The sequence below is a fragment of the Bradyrhizobium elkanii WSM2783 genome, assembly GCF_000472865.1.
Lineage (GTDB): Bacteria > Pseudomonadota > Alphaproteobacteria > Rhizobiales > Xanthobacteraceae > Bradyrhizobium > Bradyrhizobium elkanii_A.
In genome coordinates this window covers 60,449-84,315 of record NZ_AXAP01000014.1, presented here as the reverse complement: position 1 = coordinate 84,315, position 23,867 = coordinate 60,449, and the positions used below count along the sequence as shown (strand labels likewise).

Sequence of the window (23,867 nt, the reverse complement as noted above, 5' to 3'; positions counted from 1 at the left end):
TTCCGCGAAAGGATCGTGCCCAAGCTGACATAGAGAGAGCTCCCATGACCTTCCGTGCGCGACGCGAAGCACTGCGTTCGATCCTTGCCGGCACCGGCTGCGTTCGGCCAGGTTCGGTCTACGATGCGACGTCGATCCGGATTGCCGAGGATCTCGGCTTCGAGGTCGGCATGTTCGGCGGATCCGTCGCCTCACTCGCGGTGCTCGGCGATCCCGACATCGCACTGATTACGTTGACCGAGCTTGCCGAGCAGATGCGGCGGATGTCACGGGCCTCTGCTCTCCCTGTGCTTGTCGATGCCGACCACGGCTATGGCAATGCACTGAACGTCCGCCGCACGGTGCAGGAGCTTGAGGCCGCCGGCGCCGCTGGCCTCACCATCGAGGACACCTTGCTGCCGCAGGCGTTTGGCGAGGCCAAGACGCAACTGATTCCGCTCGATGAAGGCATCGGCAAGATGAAGGCGGCGCTCGACGGCCGCGGCGATCCATCGCTCGTCATCATTGGCCGCACCGGCGCGGTGTCGATCACCGGCCTTGACGATGCAATCGCGCGAGCAAAGGCCTATGAGGCCACCGGTGTCGATGCGTTGTTCTTCACCGGCATTAAGGTCAAGGCGGAGCTGGAAGCGATCTCCGCGGTAACGACACTGCCGATCGTGCTCGGCGGTGCGCCGGAGGAGATGGCTGCGCCGGATTATCTCGCGGGCCTGCGCGTGCGGATTGCGCTGCAAGGCCATGCGCCGTTCGCAGCGGCGACGCAGGCGGTCTATGAGACGCTGAAGGCGCTGCGCGAGGGCGCGTCGCCGAAAAGCCTGAAAGGGCTGCCATCCCCGGAACTGACCGGCCGTGCGATGCGCGAGGCTGAGACGAAAGCGCGCGGCAGCGAATTTCTCGGACTGAAGAAGTGAGCGACACGATCCGTCATGTCATGATCCGCGGTCGCGTCCAGGGCGTCGGCTACCGCGCCTGGGTCGAACACCAGGCGCACCTGCGCCGGCTCAATGGCTGGGTACGCAACCGCCGGGACGGCAGCGTCGAAGCGGTGTTTGCCGGGCCCGAGGCGGTCGTGTCGGGAATGATCGCCGCGTGCCGGCGCGGGCCGACTGCGGCACGCGTCGATGCCGTGCAAGACGACGCCGGCGGTCCCGATCTGCTCAACCTGCGCGAGGCAGGGGAGGCTTTCTCGGTGCTGGCGACGGTGTAGGTGCGATCATGTGAGGCCGTGCGCGGCCCCGTGCTGAATCGTCTCCAGCGGTCGCGCTTCGGTTTCGCCGAACACCTCGGCAAAGGCCTGCCGGAGCGCCACGTCGACATCGGTGAGCGTCACCGGCAGGCCGAGATCGACCAGTGACGTGACGCCGTAGCGTGGGTCAACCACGCCGCAGGGCACGATCGCGGAGAAGTGCGCCAGATTCGGCTCGATGTTGATCGCGATGCCGTGAAAGGACACCCAGCGCTTCAGCCGGACCCCGATCGCTGCGATCTTGTCCTCGAATCCCGATCCCTTGTCCGGCCGCTTGACCCAAACGCCGACGCGGTCCTCGCGGCGCTCGCCGCGGACATTGAAGGCGGCAAGGGTGCGGATGATCCATTCCTCCAGCGAGGCGACATAGGCGCGCACATCCGGCCGGCGCCGCTTCAGGTCCAGCATCACATAGGCCACTCGCTGGCCCGGGCCGTGATAAGTGATCTGACCGCCGCGCCCGGTCTGGAATATCGGGAAGCGCGCCTCCAGGAGGTCGCCGGCCTTGCCGCTGGTGCCGGAGGTGTAGAGTGGAGGATGCTCCAGGAGCCAGACCAGTTCGGGCGCTTTCCCGGCGGCGATATCGGCGACGCGTGATTCCATCGCGGCGACAGCGTCAGGGTAGGGCACCGGGGCATCCGAAATCTGCCATTCCACGGCTTCGCCGCCGTCTGGGTGCCCGAAAATCGTCAAATCAAGGTCTTGGCGGACATTAACCATTGGCTAACCATCACGTGGTCAGGTGGAACCACAATCTAATCTCGGTTTGGCGGTTCAAAAGTGCCTACCCTCGATAAAGTCAGTGTCGATCTCATGGTGGTGCTCGGCACCACTACCATGCCCATCCACCAGGTCATGCGGCTTTCCCGCGGTGCCATCATAGAACTGGATGCCACCGAGGCCGACGAGGTGAAGATCCTCGCCAACAACCTGCCGATCGCCAGCGGCGTGGTGCTGGTCGACCGCAACCGGATCGCGGTCGAGGTCAAGCAAATGCTGCCGAAATCCCCGGATGTTAGGTAGTTGATAGGCCACTTATCGGCTTGTCCCCCACCTTCCGATTTGTTACATCCCGCGCCGTCGATCCGGCGGCGCGCCCTTTAGGTTCCCTCCGGCATCCCAAGCGCTCGTGGCGGAATTGGTAGACGCGCTGCCTTGAGGTGGCAGTGAGTAAAATCGTGGGGGTTCGAGTCCCTCCGAGCGCACCAATGGTCTAACCCATTGATAAAAGGCGTTTTTGCTATTCCTTGTTCCCGCATTGTTACTCGCAGCGAATGTTAGTGCCAGCGAGTGTTCAGCGTCTCACGCGCTTTCGTGTGGCTCCTTATGAGTTGGTCACCTCCCGAGACACTCGCGTGCAGCCTGTTGTCCAAGCCTTGCACCCAGTGTCTCTCGAAGAGAGTCCGGCGTTTGCTCCCGTGGTTCTCGCATCTCTATTTGAAGAAGATCCGGCGAGACAAAAGCACTGTTTCGTTGCGAGAGAGCTGCGCGTAGCTCAGCGTGGAAATCGGCCGGCTCTTCCCGCATTTGTAATCGCCACGAGCCCCGAGCAGCGTTCGATCAAGGACAATCGGGCAGGGTGCGGTTGGGCATATTGTGCGACCCTGTTCTTCAGCGCGCGCACCGCCGGACGTCGATGCTGGCCTTTGCCGCCAGTATAGACTAGAGGCCAGAATGTTTGCCTCTTGGGTTCGAGTCATCCCCGCTACCATCGAGATCTGTAAGAATAGCTTAGTCCCACACTTCCTAGACGTGCGGGTCTCGGAATTTGTTCCGATACCGAGCGTACCTACCGTCGCGGAAAGGGACGCGATCGATCTGCGGCCCCTGCTGCGCGCTGGCCGCCATTTCGACCAGCAAGGCCGGCAGCTTCGTTGGCCTGCGCCGCAATTCAGCAGGTTGCGGTGCCCGGCCTTGCCGCATCGGGGCGGTCAGGGGCGATCCGGCGGAACGATGGCTGTGCGGGGACGCTCGTGCCGTCATAAAAATGTAATGGTGCCGACCTAGCTACCGTGCCGCAGATCGCTGCGTTTGTAAGGGGGCAGGGCGTTTGATGCGAGATGCGCTCGCAACCGCGCGCGTCCGCAGGGCATGTACCTGCCGGCCGCTCAGTCAAGGATTGGCGTTGATGCTCGCGCTGTCCCCGATCGGCGGGGCGATGGCGCGCGAGCGGCACATCAACTTTGATCTGGCCGCGCAGCCGCTCGGCAGCGCCTTGGTTGAATTCGCCAATCGGACAGGCATGACGGCGCTGATCGACGGCGAGTTGGCGAATGGGTTGCACTCGCCGCCTGTCAAAGGTCGTTTTTCTCCAACCGACGCCCTGCAGGTGCTTCTTGCCGGAACAGGCCTTGCGATCCGCTACGTCGGTGCCAACGCTTTCACCGTGGGCCCGCCGCCGCCGAATCCAACAGTCGGCATCCCGGGATCGCAATCGACGCATCGCTCTGACGAGAGTGCCTATTTTGCCGAGCTTCAGAATTCCGTCGAGCGCGCTTTGTGCCGTAATGACGACACGCGGCTTGGCACTTACCGCGCTGCATTTCAAGTGTGGATCGAAGAGAGCGGGCGGATACGGGCCCTGCATCTCCTTGGTTCGACCGGCAATGAAAGCCTCGACGCGGCGATCACTACGCGAATTACGAGTGACACCGTCGTGCCCCCGCCACGGGATTTGCCGCAACCGATCACGATAATCCTGCGCGCCGCATCGTCGAATGGTGGTTGCTCTCGCTCCGCGGGGGCACGACTATGACCGGCGCGCGAGCACGAATGATGAAGGTTTTCGAAGCAAGCTACCAACGGTTTCGCGAACGTCTTCGCTGGAGGCTTGGCTCGGACGCGTTGGCGACCGAGGTGCTGCATGAAACCTGGCTGCGAATAGCGCGCATAGACGATGTCGGCTTGGTGCAGCAGCCCGAGGCCTATCTGTTCCGGATGGCTCTCAATGTCGCCGCGGATCAAAGGGAGAAGGACAATCGGAAACTCACCGCTTCTGAGATCGAAGCGATTCGTCACACGATGGATGGCGCGCTTGATCCAGAGCGCATAGCTGAGGCGCGAGCGGAGCTTGCGATGCTCCGGGCTGCACTGGAAGAGCTGACGCCGCGCCGCAAAGCCATTCTGCTTCTCGCGCGGCTGGATAATGTGAAGCACGAGGAGATCGCAGAGCGGTTTGGCATTTCTCCCCGGATGGTCGAGAAGGAGCTCTTGAATGCGCTGCGGCATTGCTCCAATCGGCTTGAAAGAAAGCTGAATCGCAGGTTCAGTTCTGGTCCCCGAAAAGGGTCTTAGAAGTGCCATGCGCGAAGACGATCCGATCACACCGCCCGACATGCGGGCGACCATTAAACAAGAAGCACAGCAATGGCTGGTGCTCCTGACCTCCGGACGCGCCACCGTGGCCGATGCCGCGGCGTTGAAACGCTGGTGCGAGCGCAGCGAACTGCACGCTGAAGCCTTCGCGGAAGCGAACCTGCTCTGGGACAACATCGCATCGGCATCGCGACGTCCCCGGCGCGCCGTCCTCAACCGACGCACGATTTTGGCTGCCGCGGGGGCATCTGCGGCGGCTGCGGCACTCGGCTACTTTGTTGTGGAGCCGCCGCTTGACCTTTGGCCGTCGGCCTCCGAGTTGCGGGCGGACCTGCGGACCGCAATAGGCGAGCGACGTCGGATTGCGCTGCAATCGGGCGCCTCGATCGATCTCAACACGCGTACGAGCCTCAACATGCCACACGAGGCCAGCGAAGGGTCGCTGGAACTGGTGTCGGGTGAGGTGGCCATCGTCACAAGCAAGTCGCTCGATGCGCCGCTGACGATCATGGCAGCAGGCGGCCGCATCCGCGCTGTCGACGCGCATTTCAATGTACGCTGCGAAGGTGTGCGGGCGACCGTGACCTGCGAACGCGGCTCGGTGGCGATCGACTACTCCGGAAACTCAGTCACGCTGTATGAAGGCCGGCAGATCGCCTATGCCCAAGGCGCTTTGGAGCCCGTTGTCGCGGCCGATGTTGGAGCCGTCCTGGCTTGGCGCGAAGGCCAGTTGGTGTTTCGTCAAACCCCACTTTCAGAAGTGATCGGCGAGGTCAACCGCTATCGGCCAGGGCACATCATGCTCATGAACGAAGCGCTTGGCCGGCGCCGCGTGGAAGTTCGGCTTACGCTCGACCGTATCGACGATCTCATTGCGCTTATCCAGGACGTTTATGGCGCGCGCATTACACAACTGCCCGGCGGTGTCGTCGTTGTGTCATAGAATACGCCGAATGCGTGTGCGACGAGAACATTCCCTCTCATTCGAATTTTTTTCTCCGGCGCGGTTCAGTAACGCGCTGCTCGGCCGGTCTTACCGGGTGACATTGAGGGGATAGGCTCAAGACGTGTTTGCAGCGTGCATCCGACAGTTGGATGTCCGGGCGGCGTCGTCTGAACGGCATGTTCCCGACCGATTAAGAACCGTCGAGGAATGATCATGGCGTCGAGCAGTCGCAAGTCGCAGTTCACAACACGTCGTGCCAAGTTGTTTGCGACGGTCAGCGCTTTGGCTCTCATTGCGACTGTGCCGGGCGCAATGGCGCGGCCTCTTGGCGGACAACCATCGTCTCCCACGGCCGCTGCGGTCGCGGCCGCTCAGGCGGCCCAGCTCGAGGCTTCGAAGGCGGCGCGTGACGCGCAGAGTGCCTTGCAGCGCGCGACACTCGCGGTGCAGGCCATGCAGGCAAGCCAGCAGGCTGCTCGCGATGCGGCGCGCGTTCAGCTCGACGCCACGCCGAATATCGTGCCCAACGGCTTGCGGCCGGGCGGTCTTCAGGTGGCTCCGGGCGTGGCCACAAGGGCGAACCTGTGGCAGGGAGCGGAGCTCCCGACCGAGGCCGTCGGTGGCGGCAACGCCAACGTCACGATCAAGCAATCGCAGCAGAAGGCCATCCTCGAGTGGAAGACCTTCAACGTCGGCGGCCGCACCCAGCTCTATTTCGACCAGCGTGCAGGCGGTTCAAATGCGTCGGATTGGATCGCGCTCAACCGCGTTCTCGATCCTTCGGAGGCACCGAGCAGAATCCTCGGCTCCATCAAGGCCGAAGGCCAAGTCTACATTATCAATCGGAACGGCATCGTCTTCGGCGGCGCGAGCCAGGTGAATGTGGGGGCGCTCGTTGCTTCTTCGCTGGCCTTGTCCAATGAGCAGTTCCTGGCCGGTATCAACAAGCAGCTTTACGGTACCGACGCGAGCGGCGGCAACACGTACGTCTACAAGCCCCAGTTCGGTTATCTGGGGCAACAACAGCCGAACCAATTGGTCTCCGTCAACGACCCCAGTCAGGTTCCGGGCGCGGTGATCGGCGCGGCGCCGGGCAACGTGAGTGTTGAGGCCGGCGCTCGGATTGAGACCGCGAGCGCCGGCAAGGTCATGCTGTTCGCGCCGAAAGTGATCAATTCCGGCCAAATCTCGGCCCCGGATGGTCAAGTGATCATGGCTGCCGGTGAGCAGATCTATCTCTTGAGCAGTCAAACGGGCGTACGCGGTCTGGACGTCGCCGTATCGTCCCCGATGCGCTGGCTGTTCGACTATTATGCGATGCAGGCCGCGACCGATCCGCTGGCTCCGGCCAACGTCTTCGCGCGGGATTTGCGCGACATCGTCTTCCCCGAAATGGCGGCGAGGGCGGCTTCGGTCGGCTACCGCGTCGCCAATGACGGTGTGGTCCAAAGCGACCGTGGGAATATTACGATCATGGGTCGCGAGATCGTACAGGATGGCGGGCTTTTCGCGACCACAAAGCTGAACAACCGTGATGGCTCGATCCGGCTGCTCGCCTGGGATCAAGGCATGATGGCGAACGGCAGCTCGTTCAGCGGTTCGCCCCTGCAATACTGGTCGACCGGAAGTCTGACCCTGGGCAAGAACAGCGTCACCATGGCGACACCCGACCTGAGCGACGTCGAAGAGATCGAGCAGACATCACTCAAGACACGTTATCAGCCCGGCCGCGTCGAGTTGCGCGGAAATCTGATAGATGTGAAGGCAGGCGCAAGCGTGATCGTTCCGGCGGGCAAGATCAGCATCGTGGCAAGCACCTCGCCGCTTTCGGGGGAAGAGCCGATCTCCGGTGAGCCGACCGTTCGCGACGGCAGCCGCGTTTACATCGGCGAAGATGCCTATTTGAGCGTTGCGGGCCTGCAGGACATTGCGGTGTCGATGGACCGTAACTTCGTCGAGGCCCAGCTCTACATAAATGAGCTGCGCGATACGCCGCTCTATCGTGATTCCTGGTTGCGCGGCCTCAAAGTGATCGTCGATCGACGGCGGTCGGGTACCTTCACCAGCGGGCCCATGGCCGAGGTCAATTGGATCGACGGCCAGCCCGGCCGTTGGGTAGGCACGCCTTTGGCCGACGTCTCATCCTGGGTTGGCGTGGGCAAGACTGATCTCGCCGAGCTCTCCACCAAGGCCGGCTCGATCGTCATAAAATCCAGCGGTTCGATCATTACCCGCGAGGGCTCATTGCTCGACGTCTCGGGTGGGTCGGTGCGCTATACGGATGGTTGGAACACGACCACCACGCTGCTCGGCGCCGATGGACGAGTCTACAATATTGGCGACGCCTTTCCCGACCAGCTCTACACAGCGGTAGCGGGGGGCTTTACCCGTCGCCATGACCGGTGGGGCATCAGCGAAACGTGGACCAACCCGCTCGGCAAATCAGCGCGCACATTCGAGAAGGGATACACCGAGGGGCGTGACGCCGGTGAGATTCAACTCTTTGCAGCCGAAGCACTCGTTCTCGAAGGTAGCTATTGGGGCGGCGTGGTTGTCGGCGAGCGCCAGGCGGCGCTCGGTAATCCAGCGAAGGCTGGTACGTTAAAGATTGGCGCCAACAGCGATCCGGCCCGGTTGTGGCTACCCGGCGAGCTCATCATTGCGAGCGATCCGGTTCGCCTGGCTGATGATTTCAACGTCTCGAGCGCGCTCGGCACCATCTGGTACGATCCGAATTCGGCCAATCCGCATCGCGACAAAGTCACTTACCTTGACCCCGCCGTGCTCGCCCAGTCCGGCATGGGTTCCTTCGAGTTCTATGTCGCCAAGGGTTTCACGCTCGGTGAAGGCGAAGCGCTCGAACTGTTGCCCGGCGCCAAACTGAACGTTATCTCCAACGTGCCGAACAACCTGCCGACCACGTTCACTGTCGACGGGACGATCCGTATCGCCGGCGGCGATATTTGGTTTGTCGGCCAGCACAGCACTTTCGGGGCAAATTCGCGCATCGACGTCAGCGGACAGTGGATCAATGAACTCTTGAACCCGGCAGCGCCGCTCTTCCGGAAGATCAATGGCGGTACGGTTCAGGTCGCCGGAGACTTCAAGCAAGGCGCTGTTATCGACGTTTCGGGTGGGGCAAGGCTCAGCGGTGGCAGCAAGCCCAGCATCACGGCCGGTGACGCGGGACGTATCAGGCTAGGAATTGCCGATGCCGATATGCTGTCGAATATCGATCTTCGTGGCTATGCGGCGGGCTCGGGCGGCGAACTGGAGCTCATTACGAACTCCGATGTAGAATTGGGCGGCGCCAGCACAAATGCCGCCGCCTTCCATCTGAACGATTCTCTTTTAGGTGATCGCGGCTTCCATTCGCTGGCGATCACGACGCAAGGCTCGATTACGGTTGCCGATGAGGCGAACATCGAGCATCGCGTCTCCAGCCTGGTGATCGATACCAAAAAGGCATTCGCTGCCGAAACGGGGACGTCCATTGCGGCTCTCGGAACGCTTGCCGTCCTGCCTGTCTACGAGCGGGTCGAACGCAAGCCCAACGCTCTCAATCTGGCAGGCGGAACCAATGTCACAGTCGGAGCTGGCGCCGTCGTCAGGACTGACATCGGTGGCACCATTTCTCTTGCGACCTCCGAAACCGGCGGCAAGGTTGTGGTCAAAGGCACGCTGGATGCTCCTGCAGGAACGATCCAGCTTTCGGCGAACAATGGCGACGTTATGCTCGCTGATGGCGCCGAATTGCTGGCGCGTGGCGTATCGACGCTGGTCAAGAACGGCAATCTCCCTCCGGTCGTCGATGTTCGTGCTGGCGGTTCAGTGGGCATCAGCGGCGCCGTGGTGAACCTCGATGCCGGTTCACTCATCGATGTCTCGGGTGCGAGGGGCATTCTCACGGTGCCGAATGGCGGCCTCCAGCACAGCAACCTCGACTCCCGCATCGATAGCAACGGCGGTTCGATCTCGCTCACGCTGCAATGGGGTGTGATTGCAGGTCGTCTCGTCGCCAAGGCGGGCGGCCCTGGCGCGGTTAACGGCAAGATCTCGATAAACGCGGAGGTCTCGGGCGGCTTCAATCCGATCGAGGCGATCAAGAACGATGCGGGGCTCGGACAACTCGATCCCGACTGCTGGGGATATGTGGCCAACGGTGCGTGCGACAACAACCCGCTCGACGTGATCGGGTTCGACCTTGCGCGAATTGCCCGCGATCTGGGGATTCCGGCATCGGGCTCATGGCTCATTTCAAAGGAAATGATCGAGGCCGGGACCGGTGGAAACATCATCATCACCTCCGCGCCGGCGGCAAGCAGTAGCGGTGTTGATCCGAGAAATTACGGCTGGACCGACGCGACCATTCAAGAACTCCGGGATACGGTCGGGACGGACTTGCTTGCGATTTTCCCGTCCACTGTGCAGGTTCGCAATGCTTACGTTCGACCGGGTGTGCTGGCGTCGGGCTCTTTCGCCGACGTGTCGCTGACGACGGCAGCAAGCATCAAGCTCGACAATGCGGTCGTCAAAGCGGATCGTTCTCTTCAGATTTCGGCACCGCTCGTCAATCTCAACGGCGGCCGCTCCAGCCTGATCGCGCCATACATGTCATTGACTGGAACCGGACAGTCCAGCACCAGGCGCGAAGGCGGGCTCACACTGGTCGCATCCGTGATCGACGTGAACAGTGAGATGAATATCCGCGGCTTCGCGGAAACGGTCTTCGATACATCCGAGTTGCGGCTCAATGCACCGTTCGACGCCAACATCCCGCCGCTCTCTGTTCTCGATGTCGATGGAGCGTTGGTTTTGAGAGCCGGGCAGGTCTATCCGGCGACGGGCACCAAGGCGACAATCAAAGCGTCCGATCGGATAACGGTCGAGCGGAAGGACGTGGTCGCTCCGCCGTTGTCGGCCGGCGGCAGTTTGACTCTGGCGGCGCCTGTCATCGAACAGAACGGTGTGCTTCGAGCGCCGTTCGGGCAGATAACGCTAAAAGCAAGCGAGCGTCTGATCCTCGGTGCCGGCAGTGTGACATCGGTGTCGGGTGCTGGGCTCACCGTGCCATATGGAAGTCTGTCCAACGGAGAGAACTGGCTCGATCCGACCAAGCCAGGTGCGGTGGGCGCTGACGGGGTGCTGACCTCGCCTCCCGAGAAGCGGATTTCGCTTGAAGCCCCGGTTGTCGAGAGCCGGGCGGGGTCGGTCATCGATATCCGCGGCGGCGGCGACCTCTACGCGCGCGAGTTCGTGCCTGGGCCCGGCGGTTCGCACGACATCCTGGCGTCGGCCAACAGCTACGCGGTGGTCCCCGGCTTCAATGGCGCGTCGCCGCGCGGTGCGGTTGGCGAGCGGGTCTGGCTCGCCGGTGGCAACGGTCTTGCTGCCGGCTGGTACACGCTGCTGCCGGCGAGCTACGCGGCGTTGCCCGGCGCTTATCTCCTCTCGCTTGTCTCCACGGCGACGACCACGCCGCTGGCGAGGCCTGTGAGCCTTGCCGACGGATCGGTCATGATGAGCGGTCGGCGCGGCGATGCGTTGCTAGGCAGCGAGGATCAGCTCTCGTCAGTCTGGCGGGTGATGACGGGCACGCAGTTGCGCCAGTACACCGAGTACAACGAGGCCTTCGCCAACACCTTCTTTGTCTCCGATGCATTCAAGCTCACACAATATCGCTTGACCGGGCTCAATGTGATGACGCCGCGGCTGCCGCTGGATGGCGGCGCCGTCGTGTTCAAGGCGACGCAGCAACTGATCCTCGACGGCAGCCTGCAAGCGCAGACGCCGGAAGGGGGCCGCGGTTCTCTTATCGACATCGCCGGAACCAAGATTGCGATCGTTGGCGCAGGCGTAGACGGCTCGGATCTGCGCGCCAATGGTTACCTGGTCATCGATTCCGCGAGCCTGTCCAGGTTCGGCGCTGGGAGTCTGTTGGTCGGCGGCATGCGCACAGGAGATCCCCTCGGCTTGCGTCTCGACGTGACCGCGAGCGATATCCTGGTCCGGAACGACTCCGGTTCCGCGCTCATCGGGCCGGAGATTATCCTTGCGGCGAGCGGGCTCGTCGACATCGGCGTCGGCAGCGTGATCAGGGCGGAGGGGACGGCGACGCGCGGCGCCGGCAATCTCATCATGAAGCCGCAGGTGGCGGCGCGTTACGAGGATCCCGACGGTTGGGACGACGGCAACCCGGCCGACGACGTCATGGTGGCGCCCTCCAAGGACTATGGCGCGCTGATCCGCGTGTCGAACGGTGATGCCGTCCAGGTGATCCGCGAGAACGTGGACACGACGATCGGTGGCACGGTGCGGGTCGGCGAAGGCGTTCGCCTTACGGCTGACGGTGCGCTCCTGATCGATGCGACGCAGACGACGGAGCTTGCTGGAAGCGCGCTGCTGTCGGCGGCCTCGCTGTCCGTCGCGTCGGGCCGGATCGGCTTCGGCGGTGGCACCAACGGCCTCGTTCTGTCTCTCGAATCCTTAAAGCAACTGAATCGCGCCGAGAGCCTGACGCTCCGCAGTTATACGACGCTCGATTTCTATTCCTCGTTCAACCTGAGCGGCGCCGGACTTGCCTCGGTGACCTTCGATGGCGCCGGCCTCGTAGGATATGGCGCCAAGGACATCGAGGTGTCCGGCGGCTCGATCGCGCTCATCAACAGCGGTGGAGGAACGGCGACTGCGGGCACTGGATCGGGCACGCTGACGCTGGCCGCGGACCAGCTCATTCTCGGGGCCGGAACGAAAACGATCTCCGGTTTCGATCATGTCGTGATGGCGGGACGTCGCCAGATCACAGGGCAGGGCAATGGCGGGATCGACACCGGCATGGCAGCGCTGACGATCGACACCCCCTTGCTGACCGGGCGCAGCGGCGCTGCGCAGTCGTTGATCACGGGCGGCATGCTACGGCTCGCGGGAGCCGGCACGGCATCGACGAGTCTCGAGGAGAGCCTCGGCACCCGGCTTACGCTCCGTGGTCAGACGATTGAGGTCGCGACCCGCATTGCCGCGCTCGGCGGCGCCGTCGAAATAACGGCGGGCGCAGGTGGCGTGACGTTGTCCGACGGCGCGGTGATCGATGTCGGCGGCTTCGCCAAGCAATTCTTCGACGTCAGCGCCTATGGCGATGCCGGACGCATCAGCCTGACCGCCGTCGACGGCGGCAATGTTGTCGTTGGCTCTGGCGCGATCTTGAATCTGGCTGCGCACGCTGGCGGTGGCAATGCCGGCAGTCTTGCGGCGACGGCATCTGGTGGCGGCACGGTTGTGCTCGATGGCGCGGTCGCGGCGCAGGCCGGAGCGAACGGCAAGGGCGGCACGTTCGTGCTCGACATCGCCGAGTTGCCGGATTTCGCGGCTTTCGCCGACCGCCTTAACGCGGCGGGCTTCACCCGCTCGCGCCAATTTCGCATTCGATCCGGCGATGTCGTCGTTTCCGGCATGACCAAGGTCGAAGACTTCCAACTCGCGGCCGACCAGGGACGGGTGACGATCGCCGGTAGCGTTGATGCGCGCGCGACTTACGGCGGCAATATCTTGATCTCGGGTGGCAATGGCCTGGTGATGGAGAGCTCTGCCCATCTTCTTGCCGGTGCGACCGACGCCACACTTGGCTCTGGCCGAGTAACGCTCGAGGCGGCGGGCGGAAGGCTCGATGTCCGCGGCGGCGCGATCGATGTCGCGGGCGGCGAGGCCGGCCGGGTGCGCTTCCGCGCGCTGCAGAACGCAGGCCACGATGGCATCGCGGTCGATGCTTTGGCGGCCCATATCATCGGCGCTCGCTCGGCGGTGCTCGAGGGCGTGAGTGTCTACACCAGCGGCACCACCAGCGCGGTTCAGGTCCAGGCGGTTGACGATGCCCACACGTTCGGTACCCATGCTGGTGCTATCGCGGCTGCCTTGGGGCTCAGCTCACGCGGCATCGAGCTCATGTCCGGGATCGAGATTCGCGGCACCGGCGACCTGTTGATCGACCAGGACTGGAACCTGTTCGCCGACTTTGGAGCTTCACAGCGTGAGGGCACGTTGACGCTCCGCGCTGCCGGCAATCTGATCATCAACGGCAACCTCAGTGACGGCTTCGATCGGGCCGACCGGTCCGGGGTGTTGCAGGATGCCGCATCCTGGAATCTTCGCCTCGTCGCAGGGGCCGATCTCGGCTCGGCGTCGGCGATCACCACGATGCCGCTCGCCGGTCTCGGCAGCAATTCTGGCACGATCACGGTAGGTAACAGCAGCAGTGGCATACTGGTGCGCACCGGCACCGGCGATATCGATCTCCGCGCCGGGCGCAACCTCGACCTCGCTCACTATCAATCGGTCGTCTACACTGCGGGGCGCAAAGATACGACGACCTGGGACAACTTCACTGCGCCCTCAGCGGCGACCTACGGAATCGAGGGTGGACACCTTACGATCGCCGCGGGAGGCAGCATTTCGTCGGCGCTTCCGGCCAACCCGAAGGACAACCAGCTCTTCGTTGAATGGCTCAAGCACGTCGGCGGCACGGATCAAGACTATGTCTTCCGTCCGGGCGAGCAGAGCTCCTGGTGGATTGACTACGCAAACTTTGCGCAAGGCGTTGGCGCGCTCGGCGGCGGCAATGTCTCGGTCTTCGCCGGAGGCGATCTCGACAATATTCTCGTGGCTCTCCCGACCAACGGTCGGGTACGCGGCGGTCGCACGAGCGGCGAGGCCAAATCGTTGGAAATGCGCAATGGCGGTGCACTGACTGTCGACGTCGAAGGCGCGCTCCGCGCTGGCTACTACTATGTCGGCCGTGGCACAGGCACGGTCACCGCGGGAGAGACTACGACCGGGCGATCCGTAACGATCAGCGGACGCGTCGCCGGAATCTACAACATCGCCCCTGTCTTCGCTCTCGGCGACGCCGAATTGAGTGTGCGCACGGCCGGCGATTTGATCGTCCAAACCGTGCTCGATCCGCTGATGCTGAGCGGTGACCCTCTGTTATTGGGCGGTATCGCTCGTCGGAGCGCGATCATGAGCGGCTATACAAACCGCACCGCTCTCAATCTGGTATCGATCGGCGGCGACGTTCGACTCGTCAATCAAGGTCAATACCTGTCGAAGGACTTGAACCTCAGCTACGTTTTCGATGGAGATTCCGACTACGGTACGATCGGTCTCTTCGCCACGAATCTCTATCCTGCGATCACCAACGTGCTCGCGCTGAATGGCGACATCGTCAACTTCGGGAGGCTCTACACCGCGCCGGGCACGCGTCCGGAGCTGCAGTTGCTCGCCGACCGGGACATCGTCCTGGGCTCGATTACCCAAACGCGCGCCATTCCGGAGATGATGCCGTCTCCGTTCCTGCCTGTGGACGGCATCAACGGTCTCGTAATCACTTTCGCGGGCTCGCCTTTCGACGACATATTCCAGGATCCGCGGCAAAGCGGAAGCAGCTTCCACTTCATGCTGCAGAATGCCATTTCTGCCGAACGGGTCACTCACGGAGATCACGGTCTCTTCCTGCAAACCATTCGCAACCCGCGGTGCTGCCCAACGCCGAGGACTATGAGCCGAGCCGCATCTACGCCCGTCGTGGGACCATCTCCAACGTGCTCCTGCGGAACGACGGCGATCCACTCTCGACGCAGGTCATGACCGCGGAGCAGACATGGTTCCGTGCCGGCACGGATATTCGCGACATCAACTATCAACTGCGAAATGTGCGTGGAACTGACGTCTCGCTTCTGGAGGCCGGCAACGACATCATCGGCGGCACCGTGCAGGTTCAAGGACCGGGATCAGTCACGCTGAGCACGGGTCGCGATGTCTACGGACAGGCTCTGTCCATTACCACGACCGGCAATCGCAGTTTCGACGGCAATAACCGGCCGATCGTCGGCACCGACATCAGAGGGCTACCGGAGCAGGGCGCCTCGATCTCTGTGATGGCAGGCCTGCAGGACAAGCGGCCATCGTACGATGCTTTCATCGCCGCTTATCTCGATCCCTCGCGTGTCGCGGCCATGCCGGCCTATTTGACGACAACATTGCCGGACGGCACGTTGGTGCCGTTCTATCTCACCGATCGGAGCGAGGAGCGCGACGGCCAGCACAAGCTGCTCAGATTTGGCCTCGTTTCTTTCATCGAAGAGAAGACCGGCGAGACCCTGTCGCCGCTCGAGGCATGGGCGCGCTTCCAAAGCCTGCCGGAACTGGTTCGCCATGCCTTCGTCAATCGCGTCTATATGCAGGAGCTGCGTGAGGCCGGCCGCGATCAATTGACGCCCGACAGCAAGGGCCGGCCGCTCAATGGCGGATATAACCGCGGCTACGCAGCGATCGCGGCCTTGTTCCCGGGCGAGGGCTGGAAGGGCGATGTGCTCGGCCAGTCGCTGACATTGCGCACCATGGCCGGCGGCGGCATCGAGGTGCTGGCTCCCGGCGGTGGATTGCAGGTTGCAGCACTGGGCGCAGCCATCGGGGACGGGCAAGGCCTCGTTGCGCTCGGGCCGGGCGATATCAGTGTCTTCGTGAAGAAAAGCGTCACGGTGAATCGGTCGCGTGTCCTGACGTTTGGCGGTGGAGACGAGACGCTATGGGCTACACTTGGCGATATCGATGCCGGTCGCGGCGCAAAGACGGCCCGCGTTCCTTCGGCGCCGGAGGTTGCCACTAGCGTTGATGCGGTTACCCGTGTCCAAGAGCGGGCGGATATTTCCGGTAGTGGCATCGGCACCATCATCGGTTTTGCTGGCGTGGTTCAGGGCGATGTCGACCTCGTTGCGCCCGAAGGCACGGTGAATGCAGGGGATGCGGGCATCCGGGTTGCGGGCAATCTCAATCTCGCGGCGCTGCATGTCCTGAACGCCGCCAATATTGAAGTCGGCGGCCTGTCCAAGGGCGTGCCGGTGATCGAGGCGCCGAATATCGGTGGACTGGCGGAGGCCGGAAACACGGCCGGGGCCGCGGCCCAGCAGGCGGCGCCCCCGCAACAGCGGGCCAACGAACCATCCTCCGTCATTATCGTCGAGTTCCTCGGATTCGGCGGCGGCGATGGCGAGGAAGAACGTCCTCGCAAGCGCGAGCAGCGCTCACAGAATCCCGATAGTGCGGTGCAGATCGTTGGCGCGGGTAATCTTAGCTCAGGCGCGCTGCAACGACTGACGGCGGACGAACGCAAACGGGTCGTGCCGGCGAGTAGCGACGATGGACTTGTCCACTGAGACCATGCGGCCGGTGCGAAGCGACTATGACGATCAAACTCGTTGCGTACACACGTTCCTCAATTCATTCGACGACCACGGCGCGGCGCATGACTTTCTGCGCCTTCGCCTGGTCGACACTGAACGCCAGCGTCCCGTAGTGCGAACCCCATGATCCCGATGCGTTCGGTGCGCGGGTGGCGAGGAAGAGGTCGACGACGTCCTGCGTGCTGTGACGCAGGAGCTCTGCACCCTGCAGGACGCGTGCGACCGCTTCGGTCATCGGACGGGCGACGAACTCGTCCTCAACGACTTCGCGAACCAGTGTTTCGGTGTGAAGGACCAGCGCGTCGAAGCGGGCGTCCTGACCGAGCAGGGGACGGGTCTCGTCGAAGAGTGCCTGGATCGTGCGCGGGTCCTTGGCCATCGCCCGACGGACATCCATGCACATCATGTTCGCCGTGCCCTCCCAGACGCTGTTCAGCGGCGCTTCGCGGTAGAGACGCGCCATCGGATTTTCTTCGATGAAGCCGTTCCCACCATGACACTGGAGCGCTTCGTAGGCGATGGACGGGGCGCGCGAGCAATTGAAGAGTTTGGCCGCTGGCGTGGCTACGCGGGCGAGCAGCCGTTCGTGTTCGGAGGCCTTCATCTGGTCTGTCGCCTTTGCGACGCGCAGCGCCAGAAGCGTGGCAGCTTCGACCTCGACGGCCATGTCGGCCAGCACGTTGGTCATCATCGGTCGGTCCGCGATGGAGGTGCCGAACGCCCTACGGGTGGTGGTGTGCTGCAGGGCCAGCGTCAGCGACTGACGCATCAGACCGGCGGAGCCAATCGCGAAGTCCAAGCGGGTCAGGTGCGCGTGCGAAAGTATCTCGCGGATACCGTGGCCTTCCTCGCCGACGCGGATCGCCATGGTGCCGGCGTACTCGACTTCGCTGGAAGCGTTGCTCTTGTTGCCGGCCTTGTCCTTCAGACGCTGGACAAAGAAGTTGTTGTAGCTGCCGTCGGGCAGCGTACGCGGCAGGAAGAAGCAGGTCACGCCGCCATTGACCTTGGCGAGCGTGAAGAAGCCGTCGCTTTGCGGCACCGAGCAGAACCACTTGTGGCCGGTCAGTTCGTACCAGTGCGCCGTCTTGCCGTGATAATCCTCGGAGTGGGAGAAGCGAGCGGTCGTCTGTGTCTCGCGGAGATCAGAGCCGCCTTGCTTTTCGGTCATGGCGTAGCCGATTACGACCGAAGGCTTCTCGCTCACCTCGCGGCGGCTGAATTCGTATTCGGTCCCCTTGACCTTCTCCGCCCAGATCGCCAGCGCGGGCTCGGCCTCGAAGCCCGCGTACGAAGCGTAGGCCATGCCGGTCGGACAGGCGGTGCCTTGTTCGACCTGATTCCAGACGTAGGACAGCACGGCGCGGGCGTAGTGGCCGTTCTTCTGGTTGGTGCGCCAGGCGAGGTTCGGTACTTCATGCTTCCACGCCAGCGACATCAGTTCGTGCCAGCTCGGATGGAAGTCGACCCAGTCGATGCGGTTGCCGAACCGATCGTGGGTCTTCAGTTCGGGCAAGTGGCGGTTGGCGAGGCGGGAGAGCTCCTGCACATCCTTGTCGCCCGCGATCGCGCCGAGGGCCTCGCAGCGGTCCGTGGCCCAAGGAGCCTCGCGCTCGATCGCGGCGCGCAGCACGGCGTCGCCGGTAAAGGCGTTGAAGCCGGCGGCGGGCTTGGCCTGGTTTAGGACCTTGTGGGTGCCGTAACGGCTGGCGGGAGCTTCGAGTGCTTGGGTCATGGGACGCCTCCAATTCGTTCCTAGGTTCGTGGCTCGCTGCGTTGGCGAGCATTCTCGAAACCGAACCAACCCTCAGACAGGGTCGGAAAGTCCACCAAACTGAAGCGATTGTTCAGTTTCAGGTCGGCTCAAAAACGCTGATTTTCACGCCGAATTACATCATCTCTTGACACCGATTGATTTCCGAATCAATATGAAAATGAATTCGAGTTCACCTTTGGTGACGAGATGGCGACTAGACAGGTCCGTTCCCTCGACAAGAAGACGCATATCCTGCGGGCCGCGCGCGGCGTCGTGATGGATGGCGGATTCCAGGAGCTTCAAATGAACGCGGTCGCGGCCGCAGCCGACGTCGCGGTCGGAACGATCTATCGATACTTCCCGTCACGTGCGGATCTCTGCGCCACCATCGTCAGCACGGTTTCGCAGCGCGAGGTCGACGTTCTATCGGGGATCGCCGTCGCGGAAGGAGAGCCGTCGCAGAAGGTGAGGGACGCGGTCCGCACTTTCGTGCTGCGAGCCGTGCGCGGCAAGCGCCTCGCCTACGGCCTTATCTTCGAGCCGATCGATCCGGAAGTGGAAAGCACGCGACTGAAGTATCGACTTGCCGTCGCGCGCGTCTTCGAGACCATTATCAAGGAAGGCCTCGCCGCCGGCGAATTCCGCAAGGTCGACGTCAGGGTCGCCGCAACCTGCCTCGTCGGAGCCTTCATGGAAGGTCTGATCAGCGTTCTCGCGCCCGGAGCCAGCGGCGTCCCGATGCAGACCGAAGAGTTCGCGGATTCCATCGCGGATCTATGCCTCGCCGCGGTCGCGAAGCCGGACAACCGCCTGCTCGCGCGAGAGCGTCCCGCGACCGGTGCGGTGGAAGCCGTCTCTCTGAAGAAGTCCTGAGCGGCCGAAGAGCGAGGGCCGACGGGGGCTGCCGCGGCCATCGGCCGACTGCTTCGCCCGATCAATGGACGCGGTAACGCGTCGGTTCACTTGGAAAGGACAACACAGATGGGCAACATGAAGGTGCTTTCCCTCGCCGACATCAAGTCGGCGGTCTCGCTCGATGAGTGGCAGACCCGGATCGATCTCGCCGCCTGCTACCGATTGATGGCCGTCTTTGGAATGACGGACCTGATCTACAACCACATCAGTGCACGCGTTCCGGGCGAGGAAGCAAGCTATCTCATCAACCCGTACGGGATGCTGTACGAAGAGATCACGGCGTCGAACCTCGTCAAGATCGACGTCGACGGCAACACGCTCCTGCAACCCGATCACGGCTACAACGTCAACGTCGCCGGCTTCTATCTGCACGCTCCCATCCACAGGGCGCGACCGGACCTTCACTGCATCATCCACACGCACACCCGCGCCGGCACCGCCGTCAGCGGTCTGAGCGAAGGCTTGCTCCCGTTGTCCCAGACCGCGATGCGCTTCCACGGTCGGGTCGGCTACCACGAATTCGAAGGGCCGGCGATCAGCGGCGAGGAGTGCGATCGCGTCGTCCGCGATCTGGGCGAACACGACGTGCTCCTGCTGCGCAACCATGGGCTGCTCGCCTGTGGCCGGACGATCCCGCAGGCCTTCAACGCCATCTATTGGCTCGAGAACGCTTGCCGGATCCAGGTCGATCTTCTGGCCTGCAACCGGCCGGTCCATCAGCCGTCTCCCGCCGCGATCGAGAACACGGTGACGTGCTTCTCCGGCAGCGAGATCACGCTGCTCAATGAAGCGGACACGAACCCCACGCTCAACGAAGGCGCGAGGCGGAATTCGGGCGGATACGGTTTGCTCGAATGGGCGGCCCTGCTGCGCAAACTCGACCGGCTCGATGCCTCGTTCCGGAGCTGATCGGGATGCCCAGCGCAAAATTCGGATTCATCGGGTGCGGCAGCGTCGGACGCACGCTCGCACAAGCCTTCAGTCGGGCGGGGTATCAGGTGGCCGCCGCCTGGAGCCGAGGCGGCGAGGGCGCGCTCCAAATGCGGCAGGAAGTCGAGGGGCTGCGTGCGCTCGCGAGCGCGCAGGACGTGGCGGACGCGTGCGACTTCGTCTGGCTGACCGTATCGGACGATGCCATCGCGCGCGTCGCCGACGGCATTGCCTGGCAGTCGCATCATAAGGTCGTCCACTGCAGCGGCGCGACCGACATCGAAGCGTTGGCGAAGGCGAAATCGGATGGCGCGACGATAGGTGGCTTCCACCCCCTGCAGATGTTTACCGATCCGGCCGTCGCTCTGCGGGGCTTGCCGGGCGTGACGGTCGGCGTGGAGGCCGCCGAACCCGCATTCCTCGAGACGCTCAAGCGGCTGGCCGGCGACATCGGCTGCACCACCGTGGAGGTACCCCGAGGACAACGCGCGATCTACCATGCCTCGGTCTATTACGTCGGTCCTTTCTTCATCGCGCTGCTTTCGGAGGCCGTGTCGATCTGGAAGTCCTTCGGCGCCAGCGAACGTGACGCCTTGAACGCCCTCCTGCCGCTTCTCGCCGGAACCACCTCGGCAGTCACCAGCAGCAGCCTAGCCAAGGGAATGGGCGGCTGCGTCGCGAGAGGCGATGTCGGCACGGTGCGACGGCACGTAGCCGCGATGGACCTCTTCAGCCCTAACGCCGGTGAATTGTATCGCTCCTTGACTGAGCGAACCATTCCACTTGGGCTTGCGCGAGCAAGCCTGACGACATCGGTCGCGGACCAGATCCGAGAAGCGTTGTCGACCGCCCCGACAGCGAAAGGCTGAGAAGAAGCCGACATCCCGAGAGAAGGAAATGCAGTGGGTGCCATTCCGGGATTAATACAAGACAAGCAACTGATGATCAGCGACTTCATCGGTTATGCCCAATAGTATCGCTTGCTCTTGAGTATGCCTAAGGCTTCAAGCCGCCGTCGGGAATGTCAGCCAAGTTGGAATCGTATGCCGGTTACGGCAACGGAGGCTCCGGCCAAGCTCGGAGAGGGCGGTACGACGGCTGTACGAATCTTGCGGCGTCCTTGGCGGACCGCTGCTGCAGCTCTGATCGAGTGGAGCGGTACGGCTTCAGTGATCCTCGATGCTGCGCTGAGGGCGACGTTACAGTTTGGTTACAGCGATCCGCTCCTCGCATTACAGATGCAGCCATATCGCCCTGAACTCTCCGAAAAGAAAGCATACGAACGCGTGAGGGCGTCGGTTCAGGGCCCGCAGGATTCTTTGTCAACCTGCAACTCGCCGAGGCCCCGCATGTGAAGCTGAGGCCCACATCTGAAAGGGAGAATGCCTCATGTCCAATCTCACGGGAACCAACGGCGACGATATCCTGACCGGCACCGATGGGCCGGATCATATCTTCGGCCTTGCGGGCAACGATACGATTGACGGCAACGGCGGCAACGATACGCTGTCAGGCGATGACGGTGATGATACGCTCAACGGCGGTGATGGTGACGATCATGTCCTCGGCGGCGCGGGCAACGACGTCATCACCGGCGGCAACGGCAACGATCTTCTCGAAGGCGGATCGGGAAACGACCACATCAGCACCGGAGCGGGCAACGATGTCGTGTTCGCCGGTGACGGCATCGATACGATCGATCAGATGGCCGGTCATGACGTCGTCCACGCAGGTGCGGGCGACGATCTGATCTCGTGGAACGACAAGGTCGGTGATGTTGTCTTCGGCGATGAGGGCAACGACCGGATCATCGGTTCCGACACCGCGGCCGACGAGAGCCATGGCGGCGACGGCAACGACTTCATCCAGGCCTTCACGACTGACGCCGCGCACGCCACCGCAGGCGACAAGATCTTCGGTGATGCCGGCAATGACACCCTGATCGGCGGCGACGGCAACGACCACATCGAGGGTGGCACCGGAAACGATACCATCAACGGTGGAGGCGGCAACGACTACCTCGATGGCGGCGACGGCGATGATCACATCAGCACCGGTGCCGGCAACGATACGGTGTTTGGCGGCGATGGCAACGACACCATCGACCAGATGGCGGGCCATGACGTCGTCCACGCCGGCGACGGGAACGACACGATCTCCTGGAATGATGCCGTCGGTGACACCGTCTATGGCGACGGCGGCAACGACAGGATCATCGGTTCCGACACGGCGTCCGATGAAAGTCACGGCGGCGACGGTGACGATTTCATTCAGGCCTTCACCACGGATGCCGCACATGCGACGGCGGGCGACCGGATGTTCGGCGACGGCGGCGATGACACGTTGATCGGCGGCGATGCCGCGGACCACATCGAAGGCGGTACCGGAAGCGACACCATCAATGGTGGAGGCGGCAACGACTACCTCGATGGCGGGTCGGGAAATGACCACATCAACACCGGGGCCGGCAACGACCTGGTTTACGGTGGCGACGGCAACGACACGATCGACCAGATGATGGGACACGATGTCGTTCATGCCGGCGCCGGCGATGACGTCATCTCCTGGAATGATGCGGTCGGAGACACCGTCTTCGGCGACGGAGGCGATGACCGGATCACCGGTTCCGATACCGCGTCCGATGAAAGCCATGGCGGCGACGGTAACGACATAATCTCCGCGTTTACGACGGACGCGGCGCACGCCACGGCGGGCGACAAGATCTTCGGTGATGCCGGCGACGACACCCTGACCGGCGGTGACGGCAGCGACCATATCGAAGGCGGCACCGGAAACGACACCATCACTGGAAATGGCGGCACCGACATCCTTGATGGCGGTGATGGCGACGATCATATCAGCGGCGGCGGCAGCCATGATCAGATATTCGGCGGCCTTGGCAACGACGTGATCGATCATATGGGTGAGCACGGCTTCGCCGATGCGGGTGACGGCGACGATATCGTACAGTGGACCGAAACGTTCGGTGACGTGGTTCATGGGGGAGCCGGTAACGATAGGATCACCGGTGAACTCGCCTTCAATCCGCCGCTGGGCGGGGAGGCCGCCGCTGAGATTCACGGCGATGCCGGCAACGACTTCATCCAGGCGGCCAGTCCAGGCAGCAGTACGGTGTCTGACAAGCTCTTCGGCGACGAAGGCAACGACATCATCATCGGAGGCAGCGGCGCGGACCGCATCGATGGCGGTGTGGGCAACGACACTATGACCGGCAACGGCGGTGCCGATACCTTCACCTTCCAGATGTCGCAAGCCGGGCACGACGTCATCACGGACTTCGACGTGAACAACGACGTGATCAATTTGTCGGGCTTCGGCCCCAATTTTGATGCGCTTGCGCACGTGCATGACACCGCCAACGGCGCCGTTCTAGACCTCGGCGCCGCTGGGGACGTGACATTCCAGGGCGTCCATGCCGCGGACCTCTCTCACCACGACTTTGTCCTGAGCTAAGTCCGATCGGGATTGCCTGTCCTCGAAGCGACCTAACGGCGCTTCTGCCAA

The 23,867-nt window shown here is 63.0% G+C and carries 14 protein-coding genes, 1 tRNA gene and 1 pseudogene; 14 read left to right on the top strand and 2 right to left on the bottom strand.

Translation table 11 applies throughout. The annotated features are described in order from the left end of the window. Positions 1-44 precede the first annotated feature (44 nt). Positions 45-911 carry an isocitrate lyase/PEP mutase family protein gene (locus tag YY7_RS0115145; RefSeq protein WP_028164005.1) on the top strand — a complete coding sequence of 289 codons (867 nt, stop codon included), beginning with the start codon at positions 45-47 and terminating at the stop codon, positions 909-911. Beyond that, entirely contained in the window at positions 908-1,207 is a 300-nt protein-coding gene (locus YY7_RS0115140; RefSeq protein WP_028164004.1) for an acylphosphatase, read from the top strand. Before YY7_RS0115145 ends, YY7_RS0115140 begins: the two co-directional genes overlap by 4 nt. Positions 1,208-1,213: 6 nt before the next feature. On the opposite strand, the gene lipB is transcribed toward YY7_RS0115140, so the two are convergent. Next, positions 1,214-1,966: a lipoyl(octanoyl) transferase LipB gene (gene lipB, locus YY7_RS0115135; protein ID WP_028164003.1), complete on the bottom strand. Its 753-nt coding sequence runs from the start codon at positions 1,964-1,966 to the stop codon at positions 1,214-1,216. Between the two features lie 60 nt (positions 1,967-2,026). On the opposite strand from lipB, the gene YY7_RS0115130 reads away from it, so the two are divergent. The 7 genes from YY7_RS0115130 to YY7_RS0115095 all read left to right on the top strand — a co-directional run bounded on the left by YY7_RS0115130 (position 2,027) and on the right by YY7_RS0115095 (position 16,714). Beyond that, a complete protein-coding gene (locus YY7_RS0115130; protein WP_028164002.1) occupies positions 2,027-2,269 on the top strand; it encodes a FliM/FliN family flagellar motor switch protein in 243 nt (80 codons plus the stop codon). A gap of 100 nt (positions 2,270-2,369) precedes the next feature. Continuing rightward, positions 2,370-2,454, top strand: a tRNA-Leu gene (locus tag YY7_RS0115125). A 920-nt stretch (positions 2,455-3,374) separates the two neighbouring features. Then, a complete protein-coding gene (locus YY7_RS51630; protein WP_051396713.1) occupies positions 3,375-4,001 on the top strand; it encodes a secretin and TonB N-terminal domain-containing protein in 627 nt (208 codons plus the stop codon). A 17-nt stretch (positions 4,002-4,018) separates the two neighbouring features. Continuing rightward, positions 4,019-4,540: an RNA polymerase sigma factor gene (locus YY7_RS0115110; RefSeq protein ID WP_245287283.1), complete on the top strand. Its 522-nt coding sequence runs from the start codon at positions 4,019-4,021 to the stop codon at positions 4,538-4,540. A gap of 7 nt (positions 4,541-4,547) precedes the next feature. Next, complete coding sequence (locus YY7_RS0115105; protein WP_035690151.1) at positions 4,548-5,504, top strand: FecR family protein; 957 nt, start codon at positions 4,548-4,550, stop codon at positions 5,502-5,504. A gap of 216 nt (positions 5,505-5,720) precedes the next feature. Next, positions 5,721-15,146, top strand: a complete 9,426-nt coding sequence (locus YY7_RS0115100; protein ID WP_196237272.1) for a filamentous hemagglutinin N-terminal domain-containing protein — start codon at positions 5,721-5,723, stop codon at positions 15,144-15,146. Continuing rightward, positions 15,035-16,714, top strand: coding sequence for a filamentous haemagglutinin family protein (locus YY7_RS0115095; RefSeq protein WP_028163998.1), 1,680 nt, complete (start codon positions 15,035-15,037; stop codon positions 16,712-16,714). Before YY7_RS0115100 ends, YY7_RS0115095 begins: the two co-directional genes overlap by 112 nt. A 64-nt stretch (positions 16,715-16,778) precedes the next feature. On the opposite strand, the gene YY7_RS0115090 is transcribed toward YY7_RS0115095, so the two are convergent. Further along, complete coding sequence (locus YY7_RS0115090) at positions 16,779-18,476, bottom strand: acyl-CoA dehydrogenase family protein (protein WP_028163997.1); 1,698 nt, start codon at positions 18,474-18,476, stop codon at positions 16,779-16,781. Between the two features lie 228 nt (positions 18,477-18,704). Here YY7_RS0115090 and YY7_RS51625 point away from each other — a divergent pair, with 228 nt between their 5' ends. The 5 genes and pseudogenes from YY7_RS51625 (at position 18,705) to YY7_RS63105 (ending at position 23,816) form a co-directional block, all read left to right on the top strand. Then, entirely contained in the window at positions 18,705-19,370 is a 666-nt protein-coding gene (locus YY7_RS51625; protein WP_051396712.1) for a TetR/AcrR family transcriptional regulator, read from the top strand. A 108-nt stretch (positions 19,371-19,478) separates the two neighbouring features. Beyond that, positions 19,479-20,321, top strand: coding sequence for a class II aldolase/adducin family protein (locus YY7_RS0115080; protein ID WP_028163996.1), 843 nt, complete (start codon positions 19,479-19,481; stop codon positions 20,319-20,321). A gap of 5 nt (positions 20,322-20,326) precedes the next feature. Beyond that, complete coding sequence (locus YY7_RS0115075) at positions 20,327-21,211, top strand: Rossmann-like and DUF2520 domain-containing protein (RefSeq protein ID WP_028163995.1); 885 nt, start codon at positions 20,327-20,329, stop codon at positions 21,209-21,211. A gap of 520 nt (positions 21,212-21,731) precedes the next feature. Then, a pseudogene (locus YY7_RS65030) lies at positions 21,732-23,204 on the top strand (calcium-binding protein); the annotation flags it as partial. A 45-nt stretch (positions 23,205-23,249) separates the two neighbouring features. Continuing rightward, positions 23,250-23,816: a calcium-binding protein gene (locus tag YY7_RS63105; RefSeq protein WP_245287289.1), complete on the top strand. Its 567-nt coding sequence runs from the start codon at positions 23,250-23,252 to the stop codon at positions 23,814-23,816. Positions 23,817-23,867: the final 51 nt, after the last annotated feature.